Origin of the sequence: Nocardia transvalensis (assembly GCF_015477765.1) — a bacterium.
In the GTDB taxonomy this organism is placed as follows: domain Bacteria; phylum Actinomycetota; class Actinomycetes; order Mycobacteriales; family Mycobacteriaceae; genus Nocardia; species Nocardia transvalensis_A.
This window is the reverse complement of record NZ_JADLQQ010000002.1, coordinates 627195-651254: the sequence shown is the minus strand read 5'-3', so window position 1 is coordinate 651254 and position 24060 is coordinate 627195. Positions and strand designations below refer to the sequence as shown.

The window sequence follows — 24060 nt, the reverse complement described above, 5'->3', positions numbered from 1 at the left end:
GTGTCTCCTTCATCCGCGGTGTGCGAGTCGCAGATGCACCCCGCCCTTGGGGTGCAGGGTGATCAGGGCCTCCGGATACACCTCGGGGGCGCCGGCGGGCTGCAGGAGACGGTGGCGGCGCGCCACCGTGGCCAGCACCAGGGTCAGTTCGGTCAGCGCGAAGTGCTTGCCGATGCAGACGCGGTGCCCACTGCCGAAGGGCACGTAGACGTGCTTGGGCCGCTTGGCCACCTCCTCGGGCGTGAACCGGCCGGGGTCGAAACGCTCCGGGTCGTCCCAGAACTCGGGGTGCCGGTGCAGGAAGTAGCTGTTGATGAGAACATTCGTGCCGGCGGGCATCCGATAGCCGTCGATCTCGTCCTCGTCGCGCGCCCGCCGCATGAATTGGTATGCCGGGGAGTAGATCCGCAGCGTTTCCTCCACGATCATGCGCGTGTACTTCAGCTTCGGCAGATCCTCGAAGGTCGGCACCCGGTCGCCGAGCACCCGGTCGACCTCGGCGTGCAGGCGCTGTTCGACCTCGGGATGGCGGGCAAGGAGATAGAACGTCCACGACAGGGTGTTGGTGGTCGTCTCGTAGGCGCCCACGCAGATGTTGAGGACCTCGTGGTGCAGCTGCTCGAGGTCCATCCCTTTGCCGTCCTCCTCGTCCACGGTGTGCAGCAGGAGGGTCAGCAGATCGGTCTCCTCGCCCACGGCGACGTCGTCGCGCAGGCGCTTCTCGATGAACCCCGAGACGAAGGCGTCCATGTCCTCGATGGCGCGCCGCAGCCGCCGATGGCTCGGCGTCGGCACACTCAGCGGCGGGAACGGAAAACGGAAGAACGCACCGAGGATGCCGTTGGCCACCTGGAAGGCCCGCTCGAAGGCCTGCGCGGACGCGCCGACGTCCGCGCTGAACAGCGATCTGTTGACGATACGCAGCGCCAGCTGCCCTATTTCGTCGGTGATGTCGAGCGGGCTGTCGGTGTCGGTGCGCCGCTCCCAGCGGTCGAGCATCTGCACGGTCTCGTCGGTCATGTTGCGGGCGAACGCGCTGACCGTGCGCGGCGTGAAATGCGGTGCCATCATGCGCCGTTGGCGCCGCCACAGCTCCATGTCGGCATTGGCGATCAGGCCCTGGCGCAGCACGGGCCGCACCACCTTGAACAGGACCGCGTCCTTGTCGTACTGCTCGCCCTTGTCGACCAGGATGTGCCGGATGTAGTCCGGATGGTTGACCAGAACCATTGGAATGCCGAGCGGCCGGAACCGGAAGATGTCCCCGTGCCGCTCGAGTCCCTTGCCGAGGAAGGTGATCTGGTCGCGTTTGAAGGCGAGGGTTCCGCCGATGCCGTCGCGCCAGGTGACGGTGGGGATCTCTTTCGGCCCGGAAAAACGGTTGTGCAATGTCAGCGACATTCGAGACCTCTTTCGGAATGCGTCAGCGGCGCTGCAGCAGCAGCTGGATTCCGCCCTTGGGATGCAGCGTCAGCAGGGGCTCGAATCCGACGGGCGGAAGTTCCGCGGGCCGCGTGACGTGAAAGGTCTGGGCGAGCATGGTCGTGATGATGTGGAGTTCGGCCAGCGCGAAGTGTTTGCCGATGCAGTGGCGCGGCCCGCTGCTGAACGGCAGGTACACATTGCGGGGGCGCTTGGCGATCTCCTCGGGTGTGAACCGTTCCGGATCGAATCGGTAGGGATCGGGCCAGAATTCGGGATGCCGGTGGAAGGTGAATAGATTCAGATAGATGTTGGTGCCCTTGGGAATTCGGTAATCGCCGATGACATCTTCCTCGACGGCGCGCCGCATGGTCTGCCAGCCGGGCGTGAAAAGCCGCAGCGTCTCGTCGATCACCATGCGCGTGTACGGGAGCTTCGGCAAATCCTCGAAGGTGGGCACCCGTCCGCCGAGGACGCCGTCGACCTCGTCGTGCACGCGCGCCTGCATATCCGGATTCACGGCGAGCTGGTGGAAGATCCAGGCGATGGTGTTGCTGGTCGTCTCGTACCCGCCGATGATCGTGGAGAGGACCTCGTTGGCCAGCTGGCGGTGGGTGAGACCGGTTCCGGTCTCCTCGTCCACCGCGTTCAGCAGCAGTGTGAACAGATCCGGATCGTCGCTCTGCTTCGCCATGCGCTCGTCGATCAGGTACTCGATATAGGCATCCATGTCCGCGAGCAGCACGCGCAGCCGGTTCCGCATGGGCGACTTCCACGACAGCGGCGGGAACGGAAAGCGGAAGAATTTCCCGACGATGGCGTTCACCTCGAGGAAATCCCGCTCGAACTGCCGCCCCCGGTCGTCCGCATCGACGCCGAACAGGGTGCGCAGGACGATGCGCAGGGCGAGATTGGCGACGTCGGTGGTGACTTCGACGAGCGTGCCCTCGCGGGCGTTCGTCTCCCACTGCCGCAGCAAGACGCTCGTCAGATCACTGATGTTGTGGGTGAATCTGGAAACGCTCGAGCGGGTGAAGGACGGCGACATGATCTTGCGGTGCACTCGCCACGACTCCCCTCCCGTGTTCGCGAGGAGTCCGTCCCGCATCACCGTACGGGCCGCGTCGTAGAGGAAGTTGCCCTTGTCGTAGTTCTGATGATTGTCGACCAGGACGCGCTGGAGATAGTCCGGGTGATTCACCATCACCGCGGGCAGCCCGCCGAGGCGCATGCGGAAAATGTCGCCGTGATCGTTCACGGAACGGACGAGAAAACTGATCTGGTCGTGCCGCATTTTTCTGAGCCCGGTGAGATTCTCCCCCAGGCTGAGCCGCGGAACAGGCCTCGGAGCGCTCTTTCCTTCGGATGATTCGGGCCGTGCACGCGCGCTGGTCACTCGAGATCCTTTCCGACAAGACACCTCCAGTCGAGAAAAGAGTGGAGTGTGGGACGCCCGTTCCGAAAGCCCCCGCTTCCGCGGTCTGGCATTCCTGCACAGCAGTAGGAGTCGAAGTCGGCTGTCCCGTCGACGGGACAGCCGACGCTATGGCAGCTCTGCCGCGGCTCGGCGCGAGATCCGGGTCAGGTGCGCCAGTTCCGGGCTGCGCGGTTCACGCCGCAGGCACAGGTAGGTGGTGCGCGGCGCCAGGCCCCGCAGCGGAACGTACCGAATTCCTTGGCGGGCATAGGTGTACGGCGCGGCCGACCCGGCGATGTTGACGCCGAGCCCGGCCCCGCACAGGTCGAGGACCTCATCGAGAGTGGCGGCCGCGGGCAGCACCCTGGGTTCGTCACCGCCGGGCCGGATCCCGGCCAGCCAGTGCTCGGAATCCTGCACGTCCTCGGCGGTGACGAACGTTTCCCCGGCCAGATCGTCGAGCGACAGCTCCGGTCGCGACGCCAGCGGATGGGCCTCGCTCATCACCACCACGACGTCCTCGCTCCACAGCGGGATCGCCTCCGCCCAGGCCGGTGGCCGCCGAGGCTCGGCGATGAACAGGCAGTCCACCGTTCCCTCCGACAGCGCCGGATAGCCCTGTCCGAACGGCAGATAACGCACCCGCCACCGCACCTGCGGCCGTTGCAGCGTCAAGGCCGTGAACAGGTCACGAAACTGCGGCGAGGACACGGTGAGTCCCAGCCGGACCGTGACCGGCGGCAGCGCGGACGCCCACTCGTTCACCGCATCCGCCGCCGCGACCAGACGCAACGCCAACGGCCGCAGTGCTCGACCCGCCTCGGTGAGCTCGACCAGTCGTGAGGTGCGGTGGAACAACCGGCGATCCACCCGCCGCTCCAGCGTGGCGACGAGTTCGCTCAGCGACGAGGGGCTCACGTGCAGACGATGTGCGGCGCGGGTGAAGTTCAGCTCCTCGGCCACGGCGAGAAAGCTTCGCGCCTGCTGCACCGTGATGTCCATCGCCGGAGCAATCTACCCGGCGTCCACCGCTGAATACTCACAGGCCCGGGGCGACCGTGCGCCGCGGTGGCGGGCCGACCATCATCAGATCCAACTCGTCGAGGGCATGAGCCAGCCTGGCCTCCATGGCCGAGGGATCGATCAGGCCCTCGGTGTAGACGTGATCATCGGTCGGTTCGCCTGTCACCTCGAAGAACGGCTCGAACACATCGGAGGACAGTATGCCGAGCATTCCGGTGTTGTGTGCGCCGAAAGCGAAGCTGTGCACGGTCCCGGCCGGGGCGTGCACGAAATCGCCTGGGGTCAAGAGCATCTCGTGGCCGTTCACCCACAACCACACCCGTCCCGCCGTGCAGAAGAAGTTCTCGGTGTGCAGCCGGTGGAAGTGCCGGGGTATGTAGGGCCGCCGCCCGCCGGTGGTCGCGACGGCGAAGTAGTGACCGCCGGTGGTGCAACCGCGTGCGGTGAAGACGTTCAGCGCATCCGGCCATGCGAGCCGCTCGCCCGTGCCGCCCCGCAGAAAATATCCGGACTGCTCGGGCGGCAGCGTCTCGTCCCATCGGTCGTCGATCTCGGTGAAATCCTCGGTGACCGCGACACCGATCGGGGTGCCACCCGCCGCGACCCTTCCGGCGCGATAGATGTGGCGCGCCACCGGTCGCTGCGTGGCCACCAACTCGTCGAGGGCCCCGCCCGGTGCCGACCACAACAGCATCGCCGCCCCGTGCGCCTCGAACCGGTACGCCACCGCCACACCCGGCGGGACGTGCACCGAATCGCCGGACACCAACAACCTGCTCCGGCCGGGTAACCAGAACCGCACCGCACCATCGGTGACGTGATACGACCGCTGCCTGTCCAGCGTATGAAACGGCGCCGAGGCGCCCCGCGGTCCCCGGATCGTCGCGGCGTCGAACAGGTCTCCGGTATCGCAGGAACGGGCGATGACCGTCCACAACTGCCCGAAGGTCTCGATTCGCAGACCCTCCCCACCGGCCAGGTAGTACGGGACGGACTCGCCGGGCAGGGCGTCGACGACGGGCGCGAGCCGATGAATGGGCTCCAGATCGGGGATGGTCACGCGCGATCCCCCGTGAGCGCGAAACTGCGAGAAAAGAACTCGGCGACGGTGCTCGGACCGAACATGGTGGTCACCGGCTCACCGTCACCGAACCGCGTGGCCGGTGCGGAGCCGTCCCGGGCCAGGCGACCGTCGTCCATTCCGGCCGGAACGTCGTGCCTGCCGGGCGGATTCAAGAATCCGTGGCCATAGTCGTCGATGACGTACAGCTCCGAACGCGCTCCGGCCGAGACGAGCGCCTCGTGCAGTCGAAGACTGTGTTCGACGGGAACCATCGCGTCGGCCCGGCCGTGCACGATCTGAAAATCCGGCAATTGCGTTGCGCGCACGGCGGTTTCGGCCAATATCGACAGCGGACTGGCGGCACGGGCACGATCCGGGTGGCGGGCCGGATCGCCGCCGAGCAACCGCCATTCCGGCGGCCACCCCTCCCCTGCGGCGGCCTGCGGGACCACCCCGGGGATCAGCGAGGCGGGACCGTATGCATCGGCCACCGCACGCACGCAGGCATCACCCGCCGCCCGCTCCCCGGGCAGTCGGTCGATGCCTCCCGTCAGTCCCGCGAGTGCGGCGAGGTGCCCGCCGGCCGACGCGCCCCAGACGCCGATGCGCCGCGGATCCAGGCCGCACGCACCCGCCTCACGGCGCAGAAACCGGATCGCGGCCCGCACATCGTGCAACTGGGCCGGAAATAGGGCGGTACCGCTGAGCCGGTACTCGATGGCGGCCACGGCAATACCGCGTTCCAGCAGAACCGTCGGGTCGGGACGGAGAAAGCGATCCCCGGTGAACCAACCGCCCCCGTGCACCCAGACCACTACTGGACACGATGCCGCGGCGGCGCCGTCCGGTGGTCGATGCAGATCGAGAACGAGCGGCCCATCCGATGATTCGGAGTATGTCGATGTGAGCACCCGACGAGTATCCGAGCGGTCGCGGCCCGCGGACCAGCGGGAATTCCCGAACGATCATTCGGACGATCCGAACCTCAGGCTCCCGCCGGATGGTCGTGATTCCCCTGGTCCTGGTCTTGGTAGAGGATCTCCAGCTGCGCCATCATGCCGAGGGCGGAGTGTTCGATCAGGTGGCAGTGGTAGGGGTAGATGCCCGAGTAGGGGAAATCGAACCTCACCAGGATCCGGACGGTATCGCCGAGCATGACGGGGACCGTGTCCTTGAGCCCGGCCTGTCCCGGGTTGGGTGGGACACCGTTGACGTCGAGCACGCGGAAATCGACCAGATGGAGGTGGAAGTTGTGCGGAACGGGATCGCCGGCGGCCGTGATGCGCCAGATCTCCGAGGAGCCCCACACAATGGCGGCGTCAACCCGTTCGGGATCGTACGAGCGGCCGTTGATCAGGTGGAGACCTTCATCATGGTTCATGAACAGCTGGAAGTCGCGGGTTACCGTCGAGGTGCCCATCGGCGGGAGTGTGGCGAGAGTGTCGGGCACCTTGCTCGGGTCGGGCGCAGTGCATACGACGTCGAATCGCATGATCTGCCGGGTGGTTTCGGTCGGGAGGAACGTGTTCTCCAAGATCACCGACGAGCCGATGGGCTCCTGCGAGAAGTCCACGACGACCTCGGCGCGCTCGCCCGGCGACAGCGGAAGATCGGTCGTCCGGAACGGGGCGGGCAGCAGGCCGCGGTCGGTGGCGATCTGAGTGAACTGGGCGCCGTTGGACAGCCGAAAAGACATGGGCCGCAGGTTCGAGCCATTGAGAATGCGGAATCTGTACTTGCGGGCCGCCACTCGGAAGTAGGGCTGTGGCTTACCGTTCACCAAGATGGTCGGGCGTGTGGTGAAGTCGTTCTTGTAGATGAGGACGCCGTCCTTGTTGATCCCGACATCACGGATGACGAGAGGAACGTCGAACTCGTTGTCGGGCAAGCCGAGTGAGCGCTCATGGTCATCGCTGATGAGGTACATGCCCGCCATCCCGCGGTAGACGTGCTCGGCCTCCATATGGTGTGCGTGGTCGTGATACCAGAGGGACGCCGCGACCTGCTTGTTGCCGTAGATGTAGTCGCGCGAGTCGCCCGGATCGATGGTGTCCATGGGGGTGCCGTCGCTGGCAGGGTCGACGACCGCGCCATGCAGATGGATCGAGATCGGATGATGCACGCTGTTGGTCTGGGTGACCACCGTCTCGCGGTTCGATCGGGTGCGGATGGTCGGTCCGGGGAACTCGCCGTTGAAGGCCATGACCGAGGTCTTCTTGCCGGGCAGGATCTCGACGTCGGAGTGGCTGACCTCCATGCAGTAGTAGTCGGTCGTCTCCGTGGACCGGACCGGTGTGAGCACATTCGGGATCGGCATCTCCACCTGGAACGGGGGCGGAGTCACCGGCACGTCATCAGCGGTCGGTTCGACGACCGTGACGACCGCGGGTTCTTCGGCGGCGCTTCCTGTCGGTGCCTCGGGTCGGATGGACATGCTGTCGGGCTCTCCCTGTTTCTCGTGGCTTCCGCCGGTTTTCCGGCGCGAACAGACCGGATCCCGACCAGACAACACCCACCGACTCGAGCATCACTCGGGTCTCGGTCGACCGGCACTCGCACGAGGTCGGCGAACACCCGCCGTCAACGACCGGCGGGAGCGGCGGCCGGATCCAGCGCGGTCTCGGCGTAGGTGGCGGCGGCCGTGTCGAACGACAGCGCGATGTGGGTCGACGCGGAGTTGACATCGCGCCACGATCGTTGCAGCGGGTTGGCCGTCGTCTGCGCGTTCGTGCCGGCAGAGATGAACAGCCGGTTCACCGCCGCGGTGAGGAACTCGACCGCCAGCGCCGTGTCGCGACAATTCTGTGCCGTGTCGGCGGTCGTCGTCGCACTCCCTCGATCCGCGAGCTGCGAGGCACGATGCAGCAGCAGCTCCGCGGCGTCGATCTCCCCACTGCACCGCGCGAGCGTCAATTCGTAGCGGGACCGATTCGGGGCCGGTCCGACCGGCTTCTCGGCGTAGTTGCGGATTTTCGCGCCGACGTATGCGGACCAGTGGCTCAGCGCTCCCTGCGCCGAGCCGAGCATCGGTGTCACGAACGAAAGCCCATTGGCGGCCAGCAGTGGAACGTTGTGGCACGGTTCGCTCGAGCCGAGGGCCCTGCCCGCGAACAGGTCCGACCGTTTGAACGCCATGCTCACCGGCACGGCGACATCGTCGACGGTGACGGTGTTGCTTCCGGTTGCCGCCATGCCGACGCTGAACCAGGAGTCCTCGACCTGGAGACAAGCGCGCGGCACAGCGAACACGAGCGGCTCGGGACCCGAACTCGAGACCGTGTTTCCGCACAGCAGAGCCCAATCCGAGAAATCGACCCCCGAGATGTACGGCCAAGTACCGGACAACCGCCAACCGTCACCGACCCATTCGGCCTTCCCCGCCGGGATCAGCGAGCCGACGACGATCGCGTCGGGTCCGTCGGCCCAAATCCGCTGATAGCCCTCTACGGGCAGAAAACCGGCCATACGCGAGAGGTTGGCGAACAGGGAGGCACACCACGCGCTGGAGGCACAGCCCCGCCCGACGATCGAGACGGCCTCCGTCAACTCGACGAAGGTGCCGCCCGTGCCGCCGCACGCCCGAGGAACGAAGTGGCGAGCGAATCCGGCGTCGACGATCGCGGAGACGACGTCCGCGTCGAGTCGCCTGTTCCGTTCGGCCGCCGCCGAGTGCTCGAAGGCCAACGCCCCTACCTCATGGGACGCGCCGACCAAGTCGAGGCTGCGCGAAGCATGTTGAGCCAACACCATTTTCGTCATCGATACGAGCTCCCTGCCGGATATGCCTCACACGGAATTCGGAGGATCATGTCGGTCACCGTGCCCCGCACCGATCGGGTGTGCCTCGACTACCGCTGGAGCGGCCGACTGCGTCGAGTAGGCGGGCCTGGCGGATGATTCCAGGGTCCACGATGTTGCCGGTGCGGATGTCGGTCGCGAAGGCGGACAGGCTGTTTGCGCACTGGTCGTCGGGCTCGAGGGCGACGGTGCGCGAGCCGTGCCGATCGTTGATCACGACAGTCGGCGGATAGTCGGCGGGGGGTGTGAAGGCGCGGTCGACAGTGATGCGGCCCGTGGTGCCGAACAGCTCGTACCGGGACGCGTATGTGTGGTCGAGACCGTAGGTGAGGTGGACGTCGACGCCGTCGTCGGCGCGCAGCAGAGCTTCACCTTCGATATCGACGCCGACAGTTTCGTCGATCACTTCGGCGGCGGCGATGACGGACAGGTCGCCCAGGAAGAACGATGCCGCCCGCATCGGATAGACGCCGGTGTCGAAGCGTGCGCCGCCTCCCAGCGTGGCGTCGTAGCGAAAGTCGGTGGTCGGTCGGCGCGGGATGGTGAAGGCCGCCGTCATGGCCCGCAGGTCCCCGATCTCGCCGGCGACGATGAAGGATCGCACTCTCTGGTGCTGTGAGTGGTGCAGAAACATGAAATTTTCCCGCAGCACCAGGTCGGCCCGCACGGCGGCGTCGACGGCGGCGATGCTGGAGTCGAGCGAGGTGGTCAGCGGCTTCTCGGCGAGAACATGTTTGCCGGCGTCCAGAGCGCGCATGATCCATGGTGCGTGCAGGCCCGAGGGCAGTGGTATGTAGACCGCGTCGATGCTCTCGTCGGCGATCAACTTGTCGTAGTCGGGCATCGGACGGCAGCCGTATCGTTCGGCTACCTCTCGTGCGACTCGAGGCCGCCGGCTGGCGACCGCGGCGATGTCGATGTGCGGCAAGGTCGTTGCCGCGGGGATGATCTTGCGCAGCGCGATGTCGGCGCAGCCGAGAATTCCGAGCCGGACGGGGTCGGTCATCGACCGACCGCTGCGTAGGAGTGGTCGCCGACGAACAGTCGAAACGGCGCGGGTCCGGAGACGCCGCTGATGTCGGCGTGCCGGCCGATGATCGAGTTGTGCAGACCGGACACCTGGTTGATGCTGGCGGCATCGAGGACGATCGTGTTGCGGATGCTGGATCCTTCGATGAGGCAGTCTCGGCCGATGGCTGATCCGGGGCCGATCGTGCTGTCGGAGATGACGCTTCCGGCCGCGATGGCGAGGGGGCCGGCGAGGACGGATCGGGTGACCTTGGCGCCGGCCTCGATGACCACCGAGCCGTGCACGACCGTGTCGGCGTCGATTTCGCCTGCAATCGAGGTGTCGAGGCGTTCGAGCATGACCCGATTGCATTCGAGCAGATCTTCCGGTTTGCCGGTGTCTTTCCAGTAGCCGGCGTATTCCTGGGCGACGACCAACCGGCCCGCCGAGGACATGTGCTGGATTGCGTCGGTGATCTCGAGTTCGCCACGAGCGCTGGGTGTTATCTCGCGCACCGCATCGTGAACGGCCGCGCTGAAGAAGTAGACGCCGATGATGGCGAGGTTGCTCCTCGGATCGGCCGGTTTCTCGACCAGCCGCAGCACCCGGCCGTCGGGTTCGACCTCCGCCACACCGTAGGAGCGGGGGTCATCGACTGCGGCAACCATGATGTGCGCATCCGGTTTTCGCGCTCGGAACGCTGCCGCGGCGTCGGCGATGCCGTCACCGAGGATGTTGTCGCCGAGGTACATCACGAAGTCGTCGTCGCCGAGAAAGTCGCGCGCGATCGACACACAGTGCGCAAGGCCGAGGGGTTTGCTCTGCTCGATGTAGGTGATGTGCGCGTTCGGGTGATCGCGTGCCTCGATGACCGGTGCGATCTGATCGAGGCGATCACCGACGATGATGCCGATCTCCGACACACCGATTCGGCTGACGGCCTCGATGCAGTGTTCGAGGACCGGCTTGTTCGCGACTGGCAAGAGTTGTTTGGGATTGGAATGGGTGAACGGTCGTAACCGTGTGCCCGTTCCCCCTGAGAGGATCAGCGCCTTCATGCGATGGAGCGTGGGGCGCTGTTCTCGAGGCGTGGTCGGCACCGACTAGAGCGCGACTGCCATGCACGACCACCCTACCGCGCATCTAGTGAGGGTCGAGCGATGGTCCGCACGGTGTATCGGGTGACGATCGCGAGCAGGACAGCCCTGTGGCAAGCCGGTACCGGCATTCATCATGATGACACCGCGTTGCGCATGTGGGTCTCGGCCACGACGACAGCAGGCATCGACGACCTCGAGCGCTTCCACGACTGGTTCGGACAGCGCTACCGGATGCATTCCTACTCGGTCGAGCGGGTGCCGTTGGAGACGCTCGCAGGCTGGCATTTCGCCGACGACACAGGTGATCTCGTGCACGACTCGGGCCGGTTCTTCAGTATTGCGGGTCTGCGGGTGTCCACCGATTTCGGCCGGGTCGGGTCGTGGCGACAGCCGGTGATCATTCAGCCGGAGATCGGGGTTCTCGGGATCCTGGTCAAGCAGTTCGACGGGGTGCTGCACTGTCTGATGCAGGCCAAGATGGAGCCCGGCAACATCAACACCCTGCAACTGTCACCGACAGTGCAGGCGACACGGAGCAACTATTCGGGCGTACACCGGGGGCGCCGGGTGCCGTACCTGGAGTACTTCTCCGGCGAGCGCCCCGGCCGAGTCGTGGCGGACGTCCTGCACTCGGAGCAGGCGGCGTGGTTCCTCCACAAACGCAACAGGAACATGATCGTCGAGACCACCGATGATGTGCCGCTGCTCGACGGCTTCTGCTGGTTGACACTCGGCCAGCTCGGCCGGCTCCTGCGCATCGACAACCTGGTCAACATGGATGCGCGCACGGTCCTGTCGACGGTGCCCTTGCCTTCGCACTCGCCGGCCCACGGTGCACTACATCCGATGAACGTGGTCCTCAGCCGCCTGACCTCCGTGCGCGCCCGATATGAGCTGGTGCAGCAGCGTCTGCCCCTGAAGGACGTGCTCGGGGACGAATGGCAACGATACGACGGGGCGATCCGCCGTCCCGACGGAAAGCACTTCGAGATCATCGGTGTCGATGTGCGAGCCGATCAACGGGAAGTCTCGCAGTGGTCGCAACCGCTGCTGGCGCCGCTGCGTGGACTCGCGGGCCTGATCGTCAGGCGGATCGACGGAGTGCTGCACGCCCTGATGCACATCCGGATCGAGGCAGGCGAACTGAACGTCGCCGAGTTCGCGCCCACCGTGCAGTGCACGCCGGAGCACTACCGTGACGCGCCTGCCGAGCAGTTGCCGCTGTACTACGACGCGGTCGTCGATGCCGATCCGGACCGTGTTCGCTTCGACGCTCTGCTCTCCGAGGAAGGCGGTCGGTTCTTTCACTCGGTCACGCGAAACATCATCGTCGAGGCCGACGCCGACTTCCCGGTCGAGGTGCCGGCCGAATACTGCTGGATCGCTGTGCATCAGGCTCAGACGCTGCTTCAGCACAGCAACTACATCAACGTCCAGGGACGCACACTGCTCGCCTGCCTGAATCTCGCGATTCACCCATGAGGGGCGACAAATCCGTGCGGCTGATTCAAGTCGCGTTCGAGAGCGGGTCGACCTCTCGCTTCTAGCGTCTTCGCCATGAAGATCCTGTTTATTTCCGGCGGTAGCCGAGGTGCGGTTTTCCCGTTGATTCCATTGGCGACAGCGGCGCGGAACGTGGGCCATGAGGTGTTCGTCTGTGTCACCGACAACACAGTGCCGACAGTCGCGAGTGCGGGCCTGCCGGGTATAGGCGTGACTGCCGGAACGATGCCGCAGTTCATGTATTCCGACCGTGACGGAGAACCGCTGATCGAACCCGCCGATCCGGACGAATGGAACCTGTTCAATGGCCGGGGAATGGGCCGGTTGGCCGCGGCGAGCCTGCCTGCTCTGGAAGAGGTTGTGAACCAATGGAAGCCGGACCTCATCGTCGGCGGTTCGTTGTCCTATGCCGCCCCGATCATCGCTGCCCAGTTCGGCATTCCGTTCGTCCGGCACGCACTCAACATGGGTGAACCGGCGAACATCGACATCGGCGCTGCCGACGAACTCGAACACGAGCTTGCCGAGCGGGGACTGTCCGCGATTCCCGGCGAGGACCTGTTCATCGACATCTGCCCGCCCAGTGTCCGCCCCAAGGACGCGTTGCCGTCGCAATCGATGCGATACATCCCTTACAACACGCACAAAGCTCTCGAACCGTGGATGTATGCGCACGGCGAGAAACCACGGGTGATGGTGTCGGCCGGCAGTCGTGTCACGCCCGACTACGAACTGGGTGCGCTCTCGGACCTGGTGCAGAAAGTGGCTCCGCTGGATCTGGAAATGATCATCGCGGTGCCCGACGAGGTTGCTTCGGCACTGGAGCCGCTGCCGCCGGGCGTCCGGGCCGGTTGGGTGCCTGTCGACGTCTTGATGCGGTCGAGCGATCTTCTCGTGCATCGTGCCGGCGGCAACACCATGTTGACGGCCATGACGGTCGGTATTCCGCAGCTCGTTGTTCCCGCGATGCCGAAGCAGGTGGACATGACGATCACGCTGGTGGAATACGGCGCCGCGAAAATGCTCATCGATGGAAAAAACGACACCCCCGAGAACATCGTGGATTCGTGTCGCGAGTTGTTGGAGAAGCCGAGTTACACCGAGCGTTCCAAAGATATTGCGCGGGAGATCGCCTCGCTGCCTGCCCCGCACGACGTCGTCGGCGTCATCGAGAAATTGGTGCAGCGATGACCGCCACGAATTCCGGGACGGACACCCGGACACGCAGGGTCCTTTTCAGCGACACCTTCAGTGACGGATTGTCGGTGGCGGGGCCCGGCGCGCGTTGGCAGCTGCAGGCGGTCGGTTCGCTACCGGAGGGCGACGGAGTTGTCCACCGCACGGAAGACGGCGTCGTCATCGACTCGATCGGGGTCGAACCCGTTACGGGCGAACCATGTTTCAGCGTTCAACCCGACGCTCGCGACGAGCACATCAAGTGGCGGGCAATCCCGGCAGCGACGAGTTCGGCGGGAGTTCCCGGATTCGATGTCGGCCGCCGCGACGCGCTGTCCGTGACCGCGGACATGACTGCTCGCATCTTCGGAGTCGACCGGCATCCGTTCGGTCGGGCAGTCGCCGATCCGGACAACGATCTGAGACTCGCAGCGGCCGCGTTGATTGCCGCAGACCTGGTCACCGGCATGATCTTCAACCTGTCTCTGACGAATCGAGGCCTGTTCGCGCTCTACGAGCGGCTACCGGGAACCGGGCCCGCCTCGGGCAGATACTCCTTCAGTTCGTCCACCAAGATCGGCGAACGAACACCCGAGCGGGTTCACCGGCTGGGCATCAGCTACGACCGCGCGTCGGGGACGGTCGATTGGCTGGTCGACGGGGCGGTCGCACTCCGCGTCGATCGCCTCGGCTATCGAAATCCCGCCTTGGACATCGTGATCGACCGTGGCGGCATCGAGACCCCGGCAGACCCCGCGCAGCTGCTCGTCGGCGTGTGTTCGTACACGCTGCTCGATGCGAGCGGCCCTGCCGGGCCCTTGGTCACCGGCGCCGAACCGTACCCCCCGACATGGGGGCAGGGGGTCCGGATCGGGCTGCGCAGGTTCGAGGTGGTCCTCGGCGCCGGCGCCTGACCGCGCCGGCGCTCACCCGTCCGCCCAGCCGGGGGCGTGACGGGTCGTCCAATCGGCGGCCGGTGCCGAACCAGCGGGGCGGCACCAGCTCGGGCGCACAGGCGGCTCGGCGGATCTCGCCGCGGATCTTGCCGCGGCGAGATTCTGTGTGCGCGCGAACGCGGCGAGCACGGCGACGAGCACAGCCAAGGTCTCATCGTCCGGATTGCCTCGAAGAACGCGGATATCGGGCGGCTGGTCGGATCTCACTGCGGCGGATTTCCGTGTTTGCGATTGGGCAGAGCCGCATGCTTGGCGCGCAACATGGCCAGTGCGGCCGCAAGCCGGCTGCGTGTGTCGGCGGGATCGATGACGTCGTCGACGAGGCCGCGCTCTGCGGCGTAGTACGGGTGCATCAACTCGCGGCGATAGTTTTCCATGTGCGCGTGCCTGGCTTGGACCGGGTTGAGTGCGGCGGCGATCTCGCGGCGGAACACGACGTTCACCGCACCTTCCGCGCCCATCACGGCGATCTCGTTCGAGGGCCACGCCAAGGACAGATCTGCCCCGATCGACCTGGAGTCCATCACGATGTATGCGCCACCGTAGGCCTTGCGCAGGATCACCTGGATGCGGGGCACCGTTGCGTTGCAGTACGCGTACAACAGCTTCGCGCCGTGTCTAATGATGCCGCCGTGTTCCTGGGTGACGCCGGGCAGAAATCCGGGCACGTCGACGAGTGTGACGATCGGGATGTTGAAGGCATCACAGGTGGTGACGAAGTGCGCCGCCTTCTCGGAGGCGGCGATATCGAGCGCACCGGCGAGCACCGAGGGTTGGTTGGCGACGATACCGACGACGTGGCCGCCGATTCGGGCGAAGACGCAGACGACGTTTCCGGCCCACCGGTCGTGCACCTCGAAATAGTCTGCGTCATCGACGATTTCGCCGATGACGTCCCGCATGTCGTACGGGCGGTTGCCGTTGACGGGAACGAGATCCAGCAGCTCCTCGGACCGCCTGGAGACGGGGTCGTCGGTGGGTTCGTAGGGCGGCAGCTCGCGATTGTTGGCGGGCAGTAGCGACAAGAGGTGGCGGACGTCGGCGAGGCAGCTTTGTTCGTCGTCGTAGGTGAACGCGGCCACGCCGGTGAGTGCGCCGTGGGCGTCTGCTCCGCCGAGTTCGTCGTGGGTGACGGCTTCGCCGGTCACGGCTTGGACGACGTCGGGGCCGGTGATGAACATCTGGGATATGTCTCGAACCATGAAGACGAAGTCCGTGAGTGCCGGCGAGTAGGCCGCGCCTCCGGCGCATGGCCCCAGAATGACGCTGATTTGCGGGATCACGCCGGAGTTGCGCACATTGCGGGTGAAGATGCCGCCGTACCCGGCGAGTGCGGTCACGCCTTCTTGGATCCGAGCTCCGGCGCCGTCGCACAAACCGACGATCGGGGCGCCCGCGGCTTCGGCGAGGTCCATCAGCTTGTGGATCTTCTCGGCGTGAGCTTCACCGAGCGCACCGCCGAAGATGCGGAAGTCGTGCGCGTAGGCGAACACGGTCCGGCCGTGTACCGTCCCCCATCCGATGATGACACCGTCGGTATGTGGGCGGCGGGATTCGAGGCCGAAGCCGGTGGCGCGATGCCTGCGCAATGCCTCGACCTCGGTGAAGGTGCCGTCGTCGAACAGCAGATCGAGTCGCTCCCGCGCGGTGAGTTTCCCCCGTGCTCGTTGCGCCGCCGTCGCTTTCGGGCTGGGACCGTCGGCGACCTGCCGCCGAAGCTCCCGCAGTTGCCGTGTTCGCTCCCGCAGGTGAAGATCGCACGGATCGATGGGCAGCGCGGTGACGTGCCCGTTCACCTCCCACTCTGCAATGCTCATCGATAGAGTCCTCCGCTCATGAAGTTTCGCCGGTTCGATTCGGTAGCTTCGTCGCATCCGCTCTCGCTGGGCTCGAAGGTCTCTTGACGCGTGGTCGTGACAGGCTTCCGCGACGGCAATCAAGGCCGCTACGAGCGGTGTTCGACCGATTCCGGTTAACGTCCACCCGGTGGAAAGGAGCACCAGAATGGGCGGTCGGCGCGAATGACTATCACACCAGCGAGCTTTCGAGCATTGTTCGGTTCATTCCCTACCGCGGTCGCCGTCGTCACGGCGGCCGGGGAGAACGGAGCGCCGAAGGGTTTGACGTGCACTGCCATTGCGGCGGTTTCCGCCGATCCGCCTCACCTGTTGGTATGCATCGACGAACTGTCGTCGACTCGGTGTGCGTTGGAGCGCTCGGGCGGATTCGCGGTCAATTTCCTCGCCGAGGGAGGTGAGCAGATCTCGGACCGCTTCGCCGGACGAGGCGATCGCAAGTTCGACGGCCTGAAGTGGTCACCGTCCGGCGTTGCCTTCGGAGCACCGGTGCTCGAAGATTACGTGCTCGGTACGGCGGAGTGCGTCGTCGTTCGCCAGATTCGTTCCGGTGATCACCACGTGTTCATCGGTCGGCTGGAGGCCGCGCACGTTCATCGGCGCCGGCCCCTGTTGCATCATCGCCGCGTCTACTCCGTGTGGGACCAACTAGCCGAATTACCCTCGCACAGTTAGCGTCACGGCGGCGCTCACGCATGGCACAGGGGTAGCCCGCCGTGGTGTTCGATCATTTCGGCGAACAGCTTTCCGATGTCGAGATAGTCACCGGGGGCCGCACCGGCGTGCTCGGCGTAGGCGCGGTGGAGATTGGGCACCAGCCGCTCCGGATCGATCAAGTCCGAGAACTCGCCGAGGTCGATCGTTCGCGCTGCCTCCAACGGGGTGATTCCCGATTCGATGGCGTCGCTTGCTATGTGCTGCAGCCACCGCATGTAGCGTTCGGTTTCATCGAACACTTCGGGCCCGCGGACCGCGCCGTGGCCGGTGACGACCGTTTCCGCGCCCAACGTGCGGAGCATGGCGACAGTGTCGAGCGTTCCCGACACCGAGCCCATGAGGCAGAACGGCGTCACCCCGGAGAGGACGACATCGCCGGTGAACAGGACGCGCTGGTCGGCGAGCCAGACGACGGTGTCGTCGGTGGTGTGTGCCGGTCCGACATGAATGATCTCCGCGGTGAGTTCGCCGAGGTGCAGTGTCATCCGATCGCGGTAGGTGAGCTGCGGTGGTGTCAAAGTCAGTGCTCCCCACGACACATCGGGCCACAGCTGGGTGAGATGCAGTCCCGCCGTCAGCATTTCGAGGCGGGTCTGCTCGTGGCCGATGATCACCGCTTCGGGAAACAGCTGATTGCCGAAGGTGTGATCGCCATGGAAGTGAGTGTTCAGCACGATTCGGGGACTCGTCGGTGCGAGTCGGGCGGCGGCCTGCCGGAGCCGGGCGGCGCGTGCTTGTGTTGCGGCAGTGTCGATGAGGGCGACTTCGCCCTCGGAGACGAGGATGCCGGCATTGTTGAGGCACCACCCTCCATCGGGTTGGACGTAGGCGAATACGCCGTCGGCGACCTCGGTGAGGGTGGGTTCGAAATCAAATGAAGTCATAATCCGACCTGACGAGATGTCGGGTCCGTTGCCAGTACTCCAGGGCGGAGAAGGGCCAATTCTGGCTGCTTCTCCCCTTCGCATTGACGAACCAGCTCGGAACTTTCGCATACATCCATGCGCGCTGCTCGCTCGCCGCGTCGACCCACTGGTTGTAACCGTCGTGAACGTCTCGCCTGACCTCGATGGCGTGCTTTCCCGCCGAGAGGAGCGTGCGGATCGCGTCCATCATGTAGGTGACCGCGCACTCGGAGAAGTAGACGATGCTGCCGCCCTGGCCGACCAGGTTCGTGTTCGGTCCGTACAGGCAGAACATATTGGGAAAGTCGGGCACGGTCATCCCCAGGTAGGCACGGGCGTCGCCGTCCCAGCGGTCGTGCAGGTCGACACCTCGACGCCCGGTCACGGTCATCGGGGCGAGGAAACTCGAGGCCTGGAAACCCGTTGCGTAGACCAGGACGTCGAGTGGGTGCTCCGCGCCGTCGCTGGTCGACACTCCGCGCGGCGTGATCTCGGTGATGCCCGAGGTGATCAGGTGGACATTGCGGCGCTTCAACGCCGCGAACCAGGAGCCGTCATCGCGGAACACCCGTTTGGCGCCGACCGGATACCGGGGAATGACGACGTCCAAGAGCTCCGGCGCATCGACGAGTTGTTCGCGCATCGCCGCGGTCAGGGCCGCACGAAATTCGTCGTTGAGCGCGGATATGGCGGTCTCGTTCGGCGGGTAGTCCGGGTCGACGCTCCATGGCGCTCCCTGCAGGCCTGGTACGAACAGGCTGAACCGATACCACGCCGAGTAGTACGGCACGTGTTCGAACAGCCAGGGCATGGCCTGCGGGACGGGGTCACGGTAGTGCGGCGTGGGCCGCAACCACGGTGGGGTGCGTTGGAACACCGTGAGTTCCTGTGCCGTCCCGGCGATTTCGGGAACGATCTGAAATGCGCTCGCCCCCGTCCCGATGATTCCGACTCGCTTGCCGGACAGGTCGACGCCGCGGTCCCAGCGTGCCGAGTGAAATGCGTTGCCTGCGAAGCTGTCCCGTCCGGGGATGGCCGGCAGGGACGGCCTGTTCAGCTGGCCTACGGCACTGACGAGGATGGTTGCCCGCACCGTATCCTCGCCCGCTGCCGAGCGGGTGCGGATCTGCCATGTGCTGTCCCGGTCGTGCCAGCGGGCCGCGACGACCTCGGTGCCGAACCGGATGTGTTGCCGCAGACCGAACTCGATGCTGAACCGGCGGAGGTAGTCGAGCACCTCGGGCTGCGTCGAGAAGTGGTGCGGCCAGTCGTTGCGGGCCGCGAACGAGTAGGCGTAGAGGTGGCTGGGTACGTCGACCCGGCACCCGGGGTAGGTATTCTCCCACCAGGTTCCGCCCACCTCGAGGTTCTTCTCGTAGATTGTGAACGGTATCCGTGCCTGGGCGAGTCGATGCGCAGCGACAAGCCCGCTGAAGCCTGCCCCGATGATGGCCACGGTGATATCGGCATCCGGTGCGAGGTCGTCGAGCGTCCACTCGGGTTGCGCCGGATCTGCGCCGGGCAGACCGATCTGGTCCGCGATCATTCCCAGCAGTGGGGTCGTGTCGGTTCCCATCGCCCAGGTGGTGATCGACTTCAGTAGCTCTGCGTCCGGGGGGTGGGGTGGATGAGATCCGTTGTCGCGGAACACGGTGAGGGCAGTCAGGCAATCTCGTCGTGCTTGTTCCAGCTGTGCGGCAGGCAATCCGCCGTGCGGGTTGGTCAGCCACCCGTTCGCGACGTAGCTGTCCCGCAGTATCGAGGTGTCGCCGTTCAGGTGGGCGCAGGTCATCAGCAGTGACGGCAGGTCGGCGGCAGCGACATGGTCGCGAATGGTTTCGTCATCGGCAGTGAGGGGTTTTATCGGGGGGTTGAGCCGCATGTCATCTCTCGATTCGCTGCCGCCGGTCGGGGTCCGGGTCACCGCTCAGTAATTGCCGAGACCGCCACAAACGTTCAACGCTTGCGCGGTGACGGCACCGGCCTCGGGTCCGATGAGGTACTCGACCATCGCCGCCACCTCATCCGACGCAACGTAGCGACCGATCGGAACCCTCGCGGTGATCCGCTCGAAGGCCTCCTGTTCGCTGACACCCCAGATGCCCGCGTAATGCTCGCGGACACGCCCGGCCATCGGAGTCTCGACGAACCCCGGGCACACCGCGTTGACGGTGATGCCGGATTTGGCGAGCTCGAGACCGAGGGTCTTGGAGAATCCCACGACCCCGTGCTTGGAGGCCGAGTAGGGCGCCGCGTGCACGACGCCCTGCTTGCCGCCGGTCGAAGCGATATTCACGATGCGCCCGGTCTCCTTGTCGAGCATGCCGCCCACCGTCAACACGGCCTTGGTCATGAGGAACACGCCGTTGAGGTTCGTGTTGATGACGTCGAACCAGAGTTCGTCGCTGATCTGGGCGGTCACGCCGCCGCCGCTTCGGCCGGCGTTGTTCACCAGAACGTCGACGGGCCCGTACCGGTCCACCGCCGATTCGACGAACGCGGTGATCTGTTCGGGGATCCCGACGTCGCACACGGCGCCGTCGGCCTCGAATCCTTTTTCTTGCAATGCTTTCACCGTCGCCGCCACGGCATCGCCGCTGCGTGCGCAGAGGTAGACGCGCAGTCCCTTGCGGGCGAGTCTGGTCGCGATGGACAAGCCCATCCCGCTGGTCGCTCCGGTTACGACAGCGACTCGGTTCTCGTCGGTCGGCATCCGTGTTTCCTTTCCACAGGGGTTGTCGGTCCACCGTCGCCGACGCTCCTCGCGGCGCGCTCGAGGCCAGGTCGGACCGCCGGGGTGCGCCGCCCGGAGTCGAGCGTTGTTCGAGCGGTGCGCAACTACCTCGGAGAACTCTCATCGGCGCTCCGTGTCCGGAGACCATGCCTACGGCCGGGAGGTCAACCGCGATGACAACCAACATCTCTCTCGTCTCCACCGAGCTCTACAGCGAGGTGCAGCAGTTCTACGGTCGGCAGGTGCGCCTGCTCGACGGGCGTGATTTCGAGGGATATGCCGCGACATTCACCGTGGACGGAGAGTTCGAGCATTCTCCCGGTCGTCCGCCGGCCCGCACGAGAGCGGGCATCACCACCGAACTGCGTGATTTCCACCGCAAGTTCGACGACGACCCGGTGGTGCGTCGGCACTGGTTCAGCATGCTGACTCTCGACCCTGCCGAGGACGGCACGATCGAGGCGACGTTCTACGCGTTGGTGGTGACGACCCGCGCTACCGGCAAGCCGGACATCTCACCGAGCTGCGTCGTCTACGACACCCTGGTCCGCGGGGAGACCGGCGAGTTGCTGCTTCGCTCGCGGCGGGTCGTGCAGGACCGGGAATTGCTCGGGTGAGGGACTGACAACCGCCCACGCGCGTGCTCATATCAATGGCCAACTGATGTTTCAGTTGGCCATTGTCGGTTGCGCCGAAGAATTCCCGATCACTGCGTCCAGGCGGAAGTCGTTCATCCTCCGACTCCGTCTCGAGTTACGCACAAGCCGCGGCTCGCACACTCGGTCACACCTTGTCCATAGGAGGAAGCACGTCGTGATCCAGAACATTCTGCACAGCCGACCCGAAGGCGGCCGGTCCGTCACGCGGCCCATCAGCGGGGTCGCTCGATGAGCCGGCGCGCGGTCATCACCGGAATCGGGGTGCGCGCCCCAGGCGGTTCCGGCACGGACCGGTTCTGGGACCTACTGACCACGGGACGCACTGCGACACGGCGGATTTCGCTGTTCGATCCGTCACCGTTCCGCTCCCAGGTCGCCGGTGAGGTGGAATTCGATGCGGCTGCGGAAGGACTGTCGCCGCGCGAAATCCGGCGAATGGACCGAGCCACTCAGTTCGCGGTCGTGTGCGCGCGTGACGCGGTAGCAGACAGCGGCCTCGAGATAGCCGCCACCGATCCACACCGGCTCGGCATCACGCTGGGCAGTGCCGTCGCGGCGGCGACGAGCCTCGAGACGGAGTATCTGGTGATGTCGGACTCCGGCAATCAGTGGCTGGTCGACCAGGACTATCTCTCACCGCACATGTTCGACTATCTCAGCCCGGGTGTGATGCCGGCGGAGGTCGCGTGGGCCGTCGGTGCGGAGGGACCGGTGACCATGGTCTCCGACGGATGCACGTCCGGTCTCGATGCCGTCGGATACGCAGTCCAGCTCATCCGGGAGAACACCGTCGACGTCGTCGTCACCGGCGCTGCGGACACTCCGATCACCCCGATCGTCGTGGCCTGCTTCGATGCGATCAAGGCGACGACGCCACGAAATGACACTCCGGAGTGTGCATCTCGGCCGTTCGACGCGTCCCGCAGCGGCTTCGTGCTGGCCGAGGGGGCGGCGATGTTCGTGGTGGAGGAATACGAACACGCCCGCCGCCGTGGCGCGCACATCTACGCAGAAGTCGGCGGTTACGCCGCGCGCAGCAACGCGTACCACATGACCGGTCTGAAGAAGGACGGTCGCGAGCTGGCGGAGGCGATCCGCGTCGCCCTCTCCGAGGCTCGCGTCGACGGGACCGACGTCGACTACGTCAACGCACACGGATCGGGAACCAAGCAGAACGACCGCCACGAGACCGCGGCGTTCAAGCGAAGCCTCGGCGCGCATGCGCACTCGGTCCCGATCAGCTCCATCAAATCGATGGTCGGGCATTCACTGGGGGCCATCGGGTCGATCGAGATCGCCGCATGCGCGTTGGCGATCGAACACGGCGTCGTCCCGCCGACCGCCAATCTGCACGAGCGGGACCCGGAATGCGATCTGGACTATGTGCCACTCGTTGCGCGAGAGCGGCATCTTGACACCGTGCTCACGGTGGGGAGCGGGTTCGGTGGCTTCCAAAGCGCAATGGTGCTGCAGCGGATGGAAGGGGTGGCGGCATGAGCTCGCCTACCGTAGTGACCGGCGCCTCGATCGTGGCGGCGAGCGGTCTGGGCCTGGCGGAGCACTGGAAGTCGCTCCTGGCCGGCGAAATAGGCTTCACCGAACTGACTCGCTTCGACGTGTCGCGGTATCCGGCGAAGTTGGCAGGACAGGTCCGCGAGCTCGATCCGGCCGAACATCTGCACAGCAGGCTGTTGCCGCAGACCGATGTCTCCACGCAACTGGCCCTGATCACCACGGACTGGGCGTTGGCCGATGCGGGGATCGACGTGGCCGGATTCGACGACTACAGCATGGGCGTTGCCACGGCGAATGCGTTGGGCGGCTTCGAGTTCACCCACCGCGAGTTCCAGAAGTTGTGGAGCAGGGGGCCCGAGTACGTCAGTGTCTACGAGTCCTTCGCGTGGTTCTACGCGGTGAACACCGGCCAGATCTCGATCCGCAACGGAATGCGCGGTCCCAGCATGGCACTGGTCGGCGAACAAGCCGGTGGGCTGGATGCCATCGGGCACGCGCGACGCACGATACGATCGGGCACCACCCTGATGACGGCCGGTGGCGTCGATTCCGCTCTCGATCCGTGGGGTTGGTCGGCACAACACTCCGGCGGGCGTTTGAGCACCACGTCCGATCCGCAGCGCGCCTACCTGCCGTTCGACGAGGCCGCGTCCGGATATATACCGGGCGAGGGCGGCGCGATCCTGATCATGGAGGAGCTCGGTGCCGCCCGGGAACGCGGCGTCCGCCAGGTGCTCGGCGAAATCGCCGGGTACGCAGCCACTTTCGATCCACCTCCGGGATCGCAGCGGGAACCGGGCCTGCGCCGGGCGATCGAGACGGCACTAGCCGACGCCGGTGTGACGCCCGCGCAGGTCGACGTGGTCTTCGCCGACGCCGCAGGCGTTCCCGAGCTGGACCGCATCGAAGCCGACGCGATCAGCGCAGTGTTCGGGCCGTGGGGTGTACCGGTGACCGCTCCGAAAGCGATGTTCGGCAGGCTCTACGCCGGCGGCGGGCCGGTCGACGTCGTCACCGCGCTGCTCGCGATCCGCGACGGCGTAGTGCCGCACAGCGGCAACACCACGACCGTCCCCGACTCCTACCAACTCGACCTGGTCGTCGGGCAACCCCGCGACGTGCGGGTGCGAACTGCCCTCGTGCTTGCGCGCGGCCGTTGGGGATTCAACTCGGCGATCGTCGTCACGGCGATCGCTCCCTGACACAG

General features: G+C 65.7%; 21 protein-coding genes. 7 read left to right on the top strand and 14 right to left on the bottom strand.

Going from position 1 to position 24060, the window contains the following annotated elements:
* Nucleotides 1–9: 9 nt before the first annotated feature.
* From IU452_RS07055 to IU452_RS07015, 9 genes are all read right to left on the bottom strand, one after another.
* Complete coding sequence (locus IU452_RS07055) at nucleotides 10–1401, bottom strand: cytochrome P450 (RefSeq protein ID WP_195108060.1); 1392 nt, start codon at nucleotides 1399–1401, stop codon at nucleotides 10–12.
* A gap of 22 nt (nucleotides 1402–1423) precedes the next feature.
* Nucleotides 1424–2818, bottom strand: a complete 1395-nt coding sequence (locus tag IU452_RS07050) for a cytochrome P450 (RefSeq protein WP_195108059.1) — start codon at nucleotides 2816–2818, stop codon at nucleotides 1424–1426.
* A gap of 147 nt (nucleotides 2819–2965) precedes the next feature.
* Nucleotides 2966–3841, bottom strand: coding sequence for a LysR family transcriptional regulator (locus tag IU452_RS07045; RefSeq protein ID WP_195108058.1), 876 nt, complete (start codon nucleotides 3839–3841; stop codon nucleotides 2966–2968).
* A gap of 37 nt (nucleotides 3842–3878) precedes the next feature.
* Nucleotides 3879–4922 (bottom strand): quercetin 2,3-dioxygenase, encoded by a 1044-nt coding sequence (locus IU452_RS07040; protein WP_195108057.1) that lies wholly within the window; start codon nucleotides 4920–4922, stop codon nucleotides 3879–3881.
* Nucleotides 4919–5836: an alpha/beta hydrolase fold domain-containing protein gene (locus IU452_RS07035; protein WP_195108056.1), complete on the bottom strand. Its 918-nt coding sequence runs from the start codon at nucleotides 5834–5836 to the stop codon at nucleotides 4919–4921. Before IU452_RS07035 ends, IU452_RS07040 begins: the two co-directional genes overlap by 4 nt.
* A 74-nt stretch (nucleotides 5837–5910) precedes the next feature.
* Nucleotides 5911–7359: a multicopper oxidase family protein gene (locus IU452_RS07030; protein ID WP_195108055.1), complete on the bottom strand. Its 1449-nt coding sequence runs from the start codon at nucleotides 7357–7359 to the stop codon at nucleotides 5911–5913.
* 146 nt (nucleotides 7360–7505) lie between these two features.
* Nucleotides 7506–8684 (bottom strand): hydrolase, encoded by a 1179-nt coding sequence (locus IU452_RS07025; RefSeq protein ID WP_228816709.1) that lies wholly within the window; start codon nucleotides 8682–8684, stop codon nucleotides 7506–7508.
* Between the two features lie 55 nt (nucleotides 8685–8739).
* Entirely contained in the window at nucleotides 8740–9729 is a 990-nt protein-coding gene (locus tag IU452_RS07020) for a Gfo/Idh/MocA family protein (protein ID WP_195108054.1), read from the bottom strand.
* Complete coding sequence (locus tag IU452_RS07015) at nucleotides 9726–10790, bottom strand: glucose-1-phosphate thymidylyltransferase (RefSeq protein WP_195108053.1); 1065 nt, start codon at nucleotides 10788–10790, stop codon at nucleotides 9726–9728. The genes IU452_RS07020 and IU452_RS07015 overlap by 4 nt, the downstream gene beginning before the upstream one ends.
* A 102-nt stretch (nucleotides 10791–10892) precedes the next feature.
* Here IU452_RS07015 and IU452_RS07010 point away from each other — a divergent pair, with 102 nt between their 5' ends.
* From IU452_RS07010 to IU452_RS07000, 3 genes are all read left to right on the top strand, one after another.
* Nucleotides 10893–12314, top strand: a complete 1422-nt coding sequence (locus IU452_RS07010) for an NDP-hexose 2,3-dehydratase family protein (protein WP_228816707.1) — start codon at nucleotides 10893–10895, stop codon at nucleotides 12312–12314.
* Nucleotides 12315–12560: 246 nt separating this feature from the next.
* Nucleotides 12561–13526, top strand: a complete 966-nt coding sequence (locus tag IU452_RS07005) for a nucleotide disphospho-sugar-binding domain-containing protein (protein ID WP_228816705.1) — start codon at nucleotides 12561–12563, stop codon at nucleotides 13524–13526.
* The gene (locus tag IU452_RS07000; protein WP_195108051.1) at nucleotides 13523–14425 is read left to right on the top strand and encodes a DUF6081 family protein; all 903 of its coding nucleotides are present in this window, start codon (nucleotides 13523–13525) and stop codon (nucleotides 14423–14425) included. Before IU452_RS07005 ends, IU452_RS07000 begins: the two co-directional genes overlap by 4 nt.
* A 12-nt stretch (nucleotides 14426–14437) precedes the next feature.
* On the opposite strand, the gene IU452_RS06995 is transcribed toward IU452_RS07000, so the two are convergent.
* The gene (locus IU452_RS06995) at nucleotides 14438–14674 is read right to left on the bottom strand and encodes an acyl-CoA carboxylase epsilon subunit (RefSeq protein WP_195108050.1); all 237 of its coding nucleotides are present in this window, start codon (nucleotides 14672–14674) and stop codon (nucleotides 14438–14440) included.
* Complete coding sequence (locus tag IU452_RS06990) at nucleotides 14671–16284, bottom strand: acyl-CoA carboxylase subunit beta (protein WP_195108049.1); 1614 nt, start codon at nucleotides 16282–16284, stop codon at nucleotides 14671–14673. Before IU452_RS06990 ends, IU452_RS06995 begins: the two co-directional genes overlap by 4 nt.
* 204 nt (nucleotides 16285–16488) lie before the next feature.
* Here IU452_RS06990 and IU452_RS06985 point away from each other — a divergent pair, with 204 nt between their 5' ends.
* On the top strand, nucleotides 16489–16998 hold the full coding sequence (locus IU452_RS06985) for a flavin reductase family protein (protein ID WP_195108048.1): 510 nt from the start codon (nucleotides 16489–16491) through the stop codon (nucleotides 16996–16998).
* A 14-nt stretch (nucleotides 16999–17012) separates the two neighbouring features.
* Here IU452_RS06985 and IU452_RS06980 read toward each other — a convergent pair whose 3' ends face one another.
* From IU452_RS06980 to IU452_RS06970, 3 genes are read right to left on the bottom strand one after another with little or no spacing between them, the layout of a single operon-like run.
* Nucleotides 17013–17924, bottom strand: coding sequence for an MBL fold metallo-hydrolase (locus IU452_RS06980; RefSeq protein ID WP_195108047.1), 912 nt, complete (start codon nucleotides 17922–17924; stop codon nucleotides 17013–17015).
* A complete protein-coding gene (locus IU452_RS06975; protein WP_195108046.1) occupies nucleotides 17911–19827 on the bottom strand; it encodes a flavin-containing monooxygenase in 1917 nt (638 codons plus the stop codon). Before IU452_RS06975 ends, IU452_RS06980 begins: the two co-directional genes overlap by 14 nt.
* Before the next feature lie 45 nt (nucleotides 19828–19872).
* Entirely contained in the window at nucleotides 19873–20658 is a 786-nt protein-coding gene (locus IU452_RS06970; RefSeq protein WP_195108045.1) for an SDR family NAD(P)-dependent oxidoreductase, read from the bottom strand.
* Between the two features lie 194 nt (nucleotides 20659–20852).
* On the opposite strand from IU452_RS06970, the gene IU452_RS06965 reads away from it, so the two are divergent.
* The 3 genes from IU452_RS06965 to IU452_RS06955 all read left to right on the top strand — a co-directional run bounded on the left by IU452_RS06965 (nucleotide 20853) and on the right by IU452_RS06955 (nucleotide 24055).
* Entirely contained in the window at nucleotides 20853–21296 is a 444-nt protein-coding gene (locus IU452_RS06965; protein ID WP_195108044.1) for a nuclear transport factor 2 family protein, read from the top strand.
* Nucleotides 21297–21566: 270 nt separating this feature from the next.
* Nucleotides 21567–22835 (top strand): beta-ketoacyl-[acyl-carrier-protein] synthase family protein, encoded by a 1269-nt coding sequence (locus IU452_RS06960; RefSeq protein ID WP_195108043.1) that lies wholly within the window; start codon nucleotides 21567–21569, stop codon nucleotides 22833–22835.
* Nucleotides 22832–24055 carry a ketosynthase chain-length factor gene (locus IU452_RS06955; RefSeq protein WP_195108042.1) on the top strand — a complete coding sequence of 408 codons (1224 nt, stop codon included), beginning with the start codon at nucleotides 22832–22834 and terminating at the stop codon, nucleotides 24053–24055. Before IU452_RS06960 ends, IU452_RS06955 begins: the two co-directional genes overlap by 4 nt.
* The last annotated feature ends 5 nt before the right edge of the window (nucleotides 24056–24060 follow it).

What these genes read in the sequence shown, in the direction of transcription:
- IU452_RS07045 (WP_195108058.1), bottom strand. Translation starts at nt 3,841, where the DNA reads ATGGACATCACGGTGCAGCAGGCGCGAAGCTTTCTCGCCGTGGCCGAG.
- IU452_RS06975 (WP_195108046.1), bottom strand. Translation starts at nt 19,827, where the DNA reads ATGCGGCTCAACCCCCCGATAAAACCCCTCACTGCCGATGACGAAACC.
- IU452_RS07010 (WP_228816707.1), top strand. Translation starts at nt 10,893, where the DNA reads ATGGTCCGCACGGTGTATCGGGTGACGATCGCGAGCAGGACAGCCCTG.
- IU452_RS07030 (WP_195108055.1), bottom strand. Translation starts at nt 7,359, where the DNA reads ATGTCCATCCGACCCGAGGCACCGACAGGAAGCGCCGCCGAAGAACCC.
- IU452_RS06990 (WP_195108049.1), bottom strand. Translation starts at nt 16,284, where the DNA reads ATGAGCATTGCAGAGTGGGAGGTGAACGGGCACGTCACCGCGCTGCCC.
- IU452_RS06970 (WP_195108045.1), bottom strand. Translation starts at nt 20,658, where the DNA reads ATGCCGACCGACGAGAACCGAGTCGCTGTCGTAACCGGAGCGACCAGC.
- IU452_RS07000 (WP_195108051.1), top strand. Translation starts at nt 13,523, where the DNA reads ATGACCGCCACGAATTCCGGGACGGACACCCGGACACGCAGGGTCCTT.
- IU452_RS07025 (WP_228816709.1), bottom strand. Translation starts at nt 8,684, where the DNA reads ATGACGAAAATGGTGTTGGCTCAACATGCTTCGCGCAGCCTCGACTTG.
- IU452_RS06980 (WP_195108047.1), bottom strand. Translation starts at nt 17,924, where the DNA reads ATGACTTCATTTGATTTCGAACCCACCCTCACCGAGGTCGCCGACGGC.
- IU452_RS07015 (WP_195108053.1), bottom strand. Translation starts at nt 10,790, where the DNA reads ATGAAGGCGCTGATCCTCTCAGGGGGAACGGGCACACGGTTACGACCG.
- IU452_RS06960 (WP_195108043.1), top strand. Translation starts at nt 21,567, where the DNA reads ATGAGCCGGCGCGCGGTCATCACCGGAATCGGGGTGCGCGCCCCAGGC.
- IU452_RS07055 (WP_195108060.1), bottom strand. Translation starts at nt 1,401, where the DNA reads ATGTCGCTGACATTGCACAACCGTTTTTCCGGGCCGAAAGAGATCCCC.
- IU452_RS07020 (WP_195108054.1), bottom strand. Translation starts at nt 9,729, where the DNA reads ATGACCGACCCCGTCCGGCTCGGAATTCTCGGCTGCGCCGACATCGCG.
- IU452_RS06955 (WP_195108042.1), top strand. Translation starts at nt 22,832, where the DNA reads ATGAGCTCGCCTACCGTAGTGACCGGCGCCTCGATCGTGGCGGCGAGC.
- IU452_RS07005 (WP_228816705.1), top strand. Translation starts at nt 12,561, where the DNA reads ATGCCGCAGTTCATGTATTCCGACCGTGACGGAGAACCGCTGATCGAA.
- IU452_RS06965 (WP_195108044.1), top strand. Translation starts at nt 20,853, where the DNA reads ATGACAACCAACATCTCTCTCGTCTCCACCGAGCTCTACAGCGAGGTG.
- IU452_RS06985 (WP_195108048.1), top strand. Translation starts at nt 16,489, where the DNA reads ATGACTATCACACCAGCGAGCTTTCGAGCATTGTTCGGTTCATTCCCT.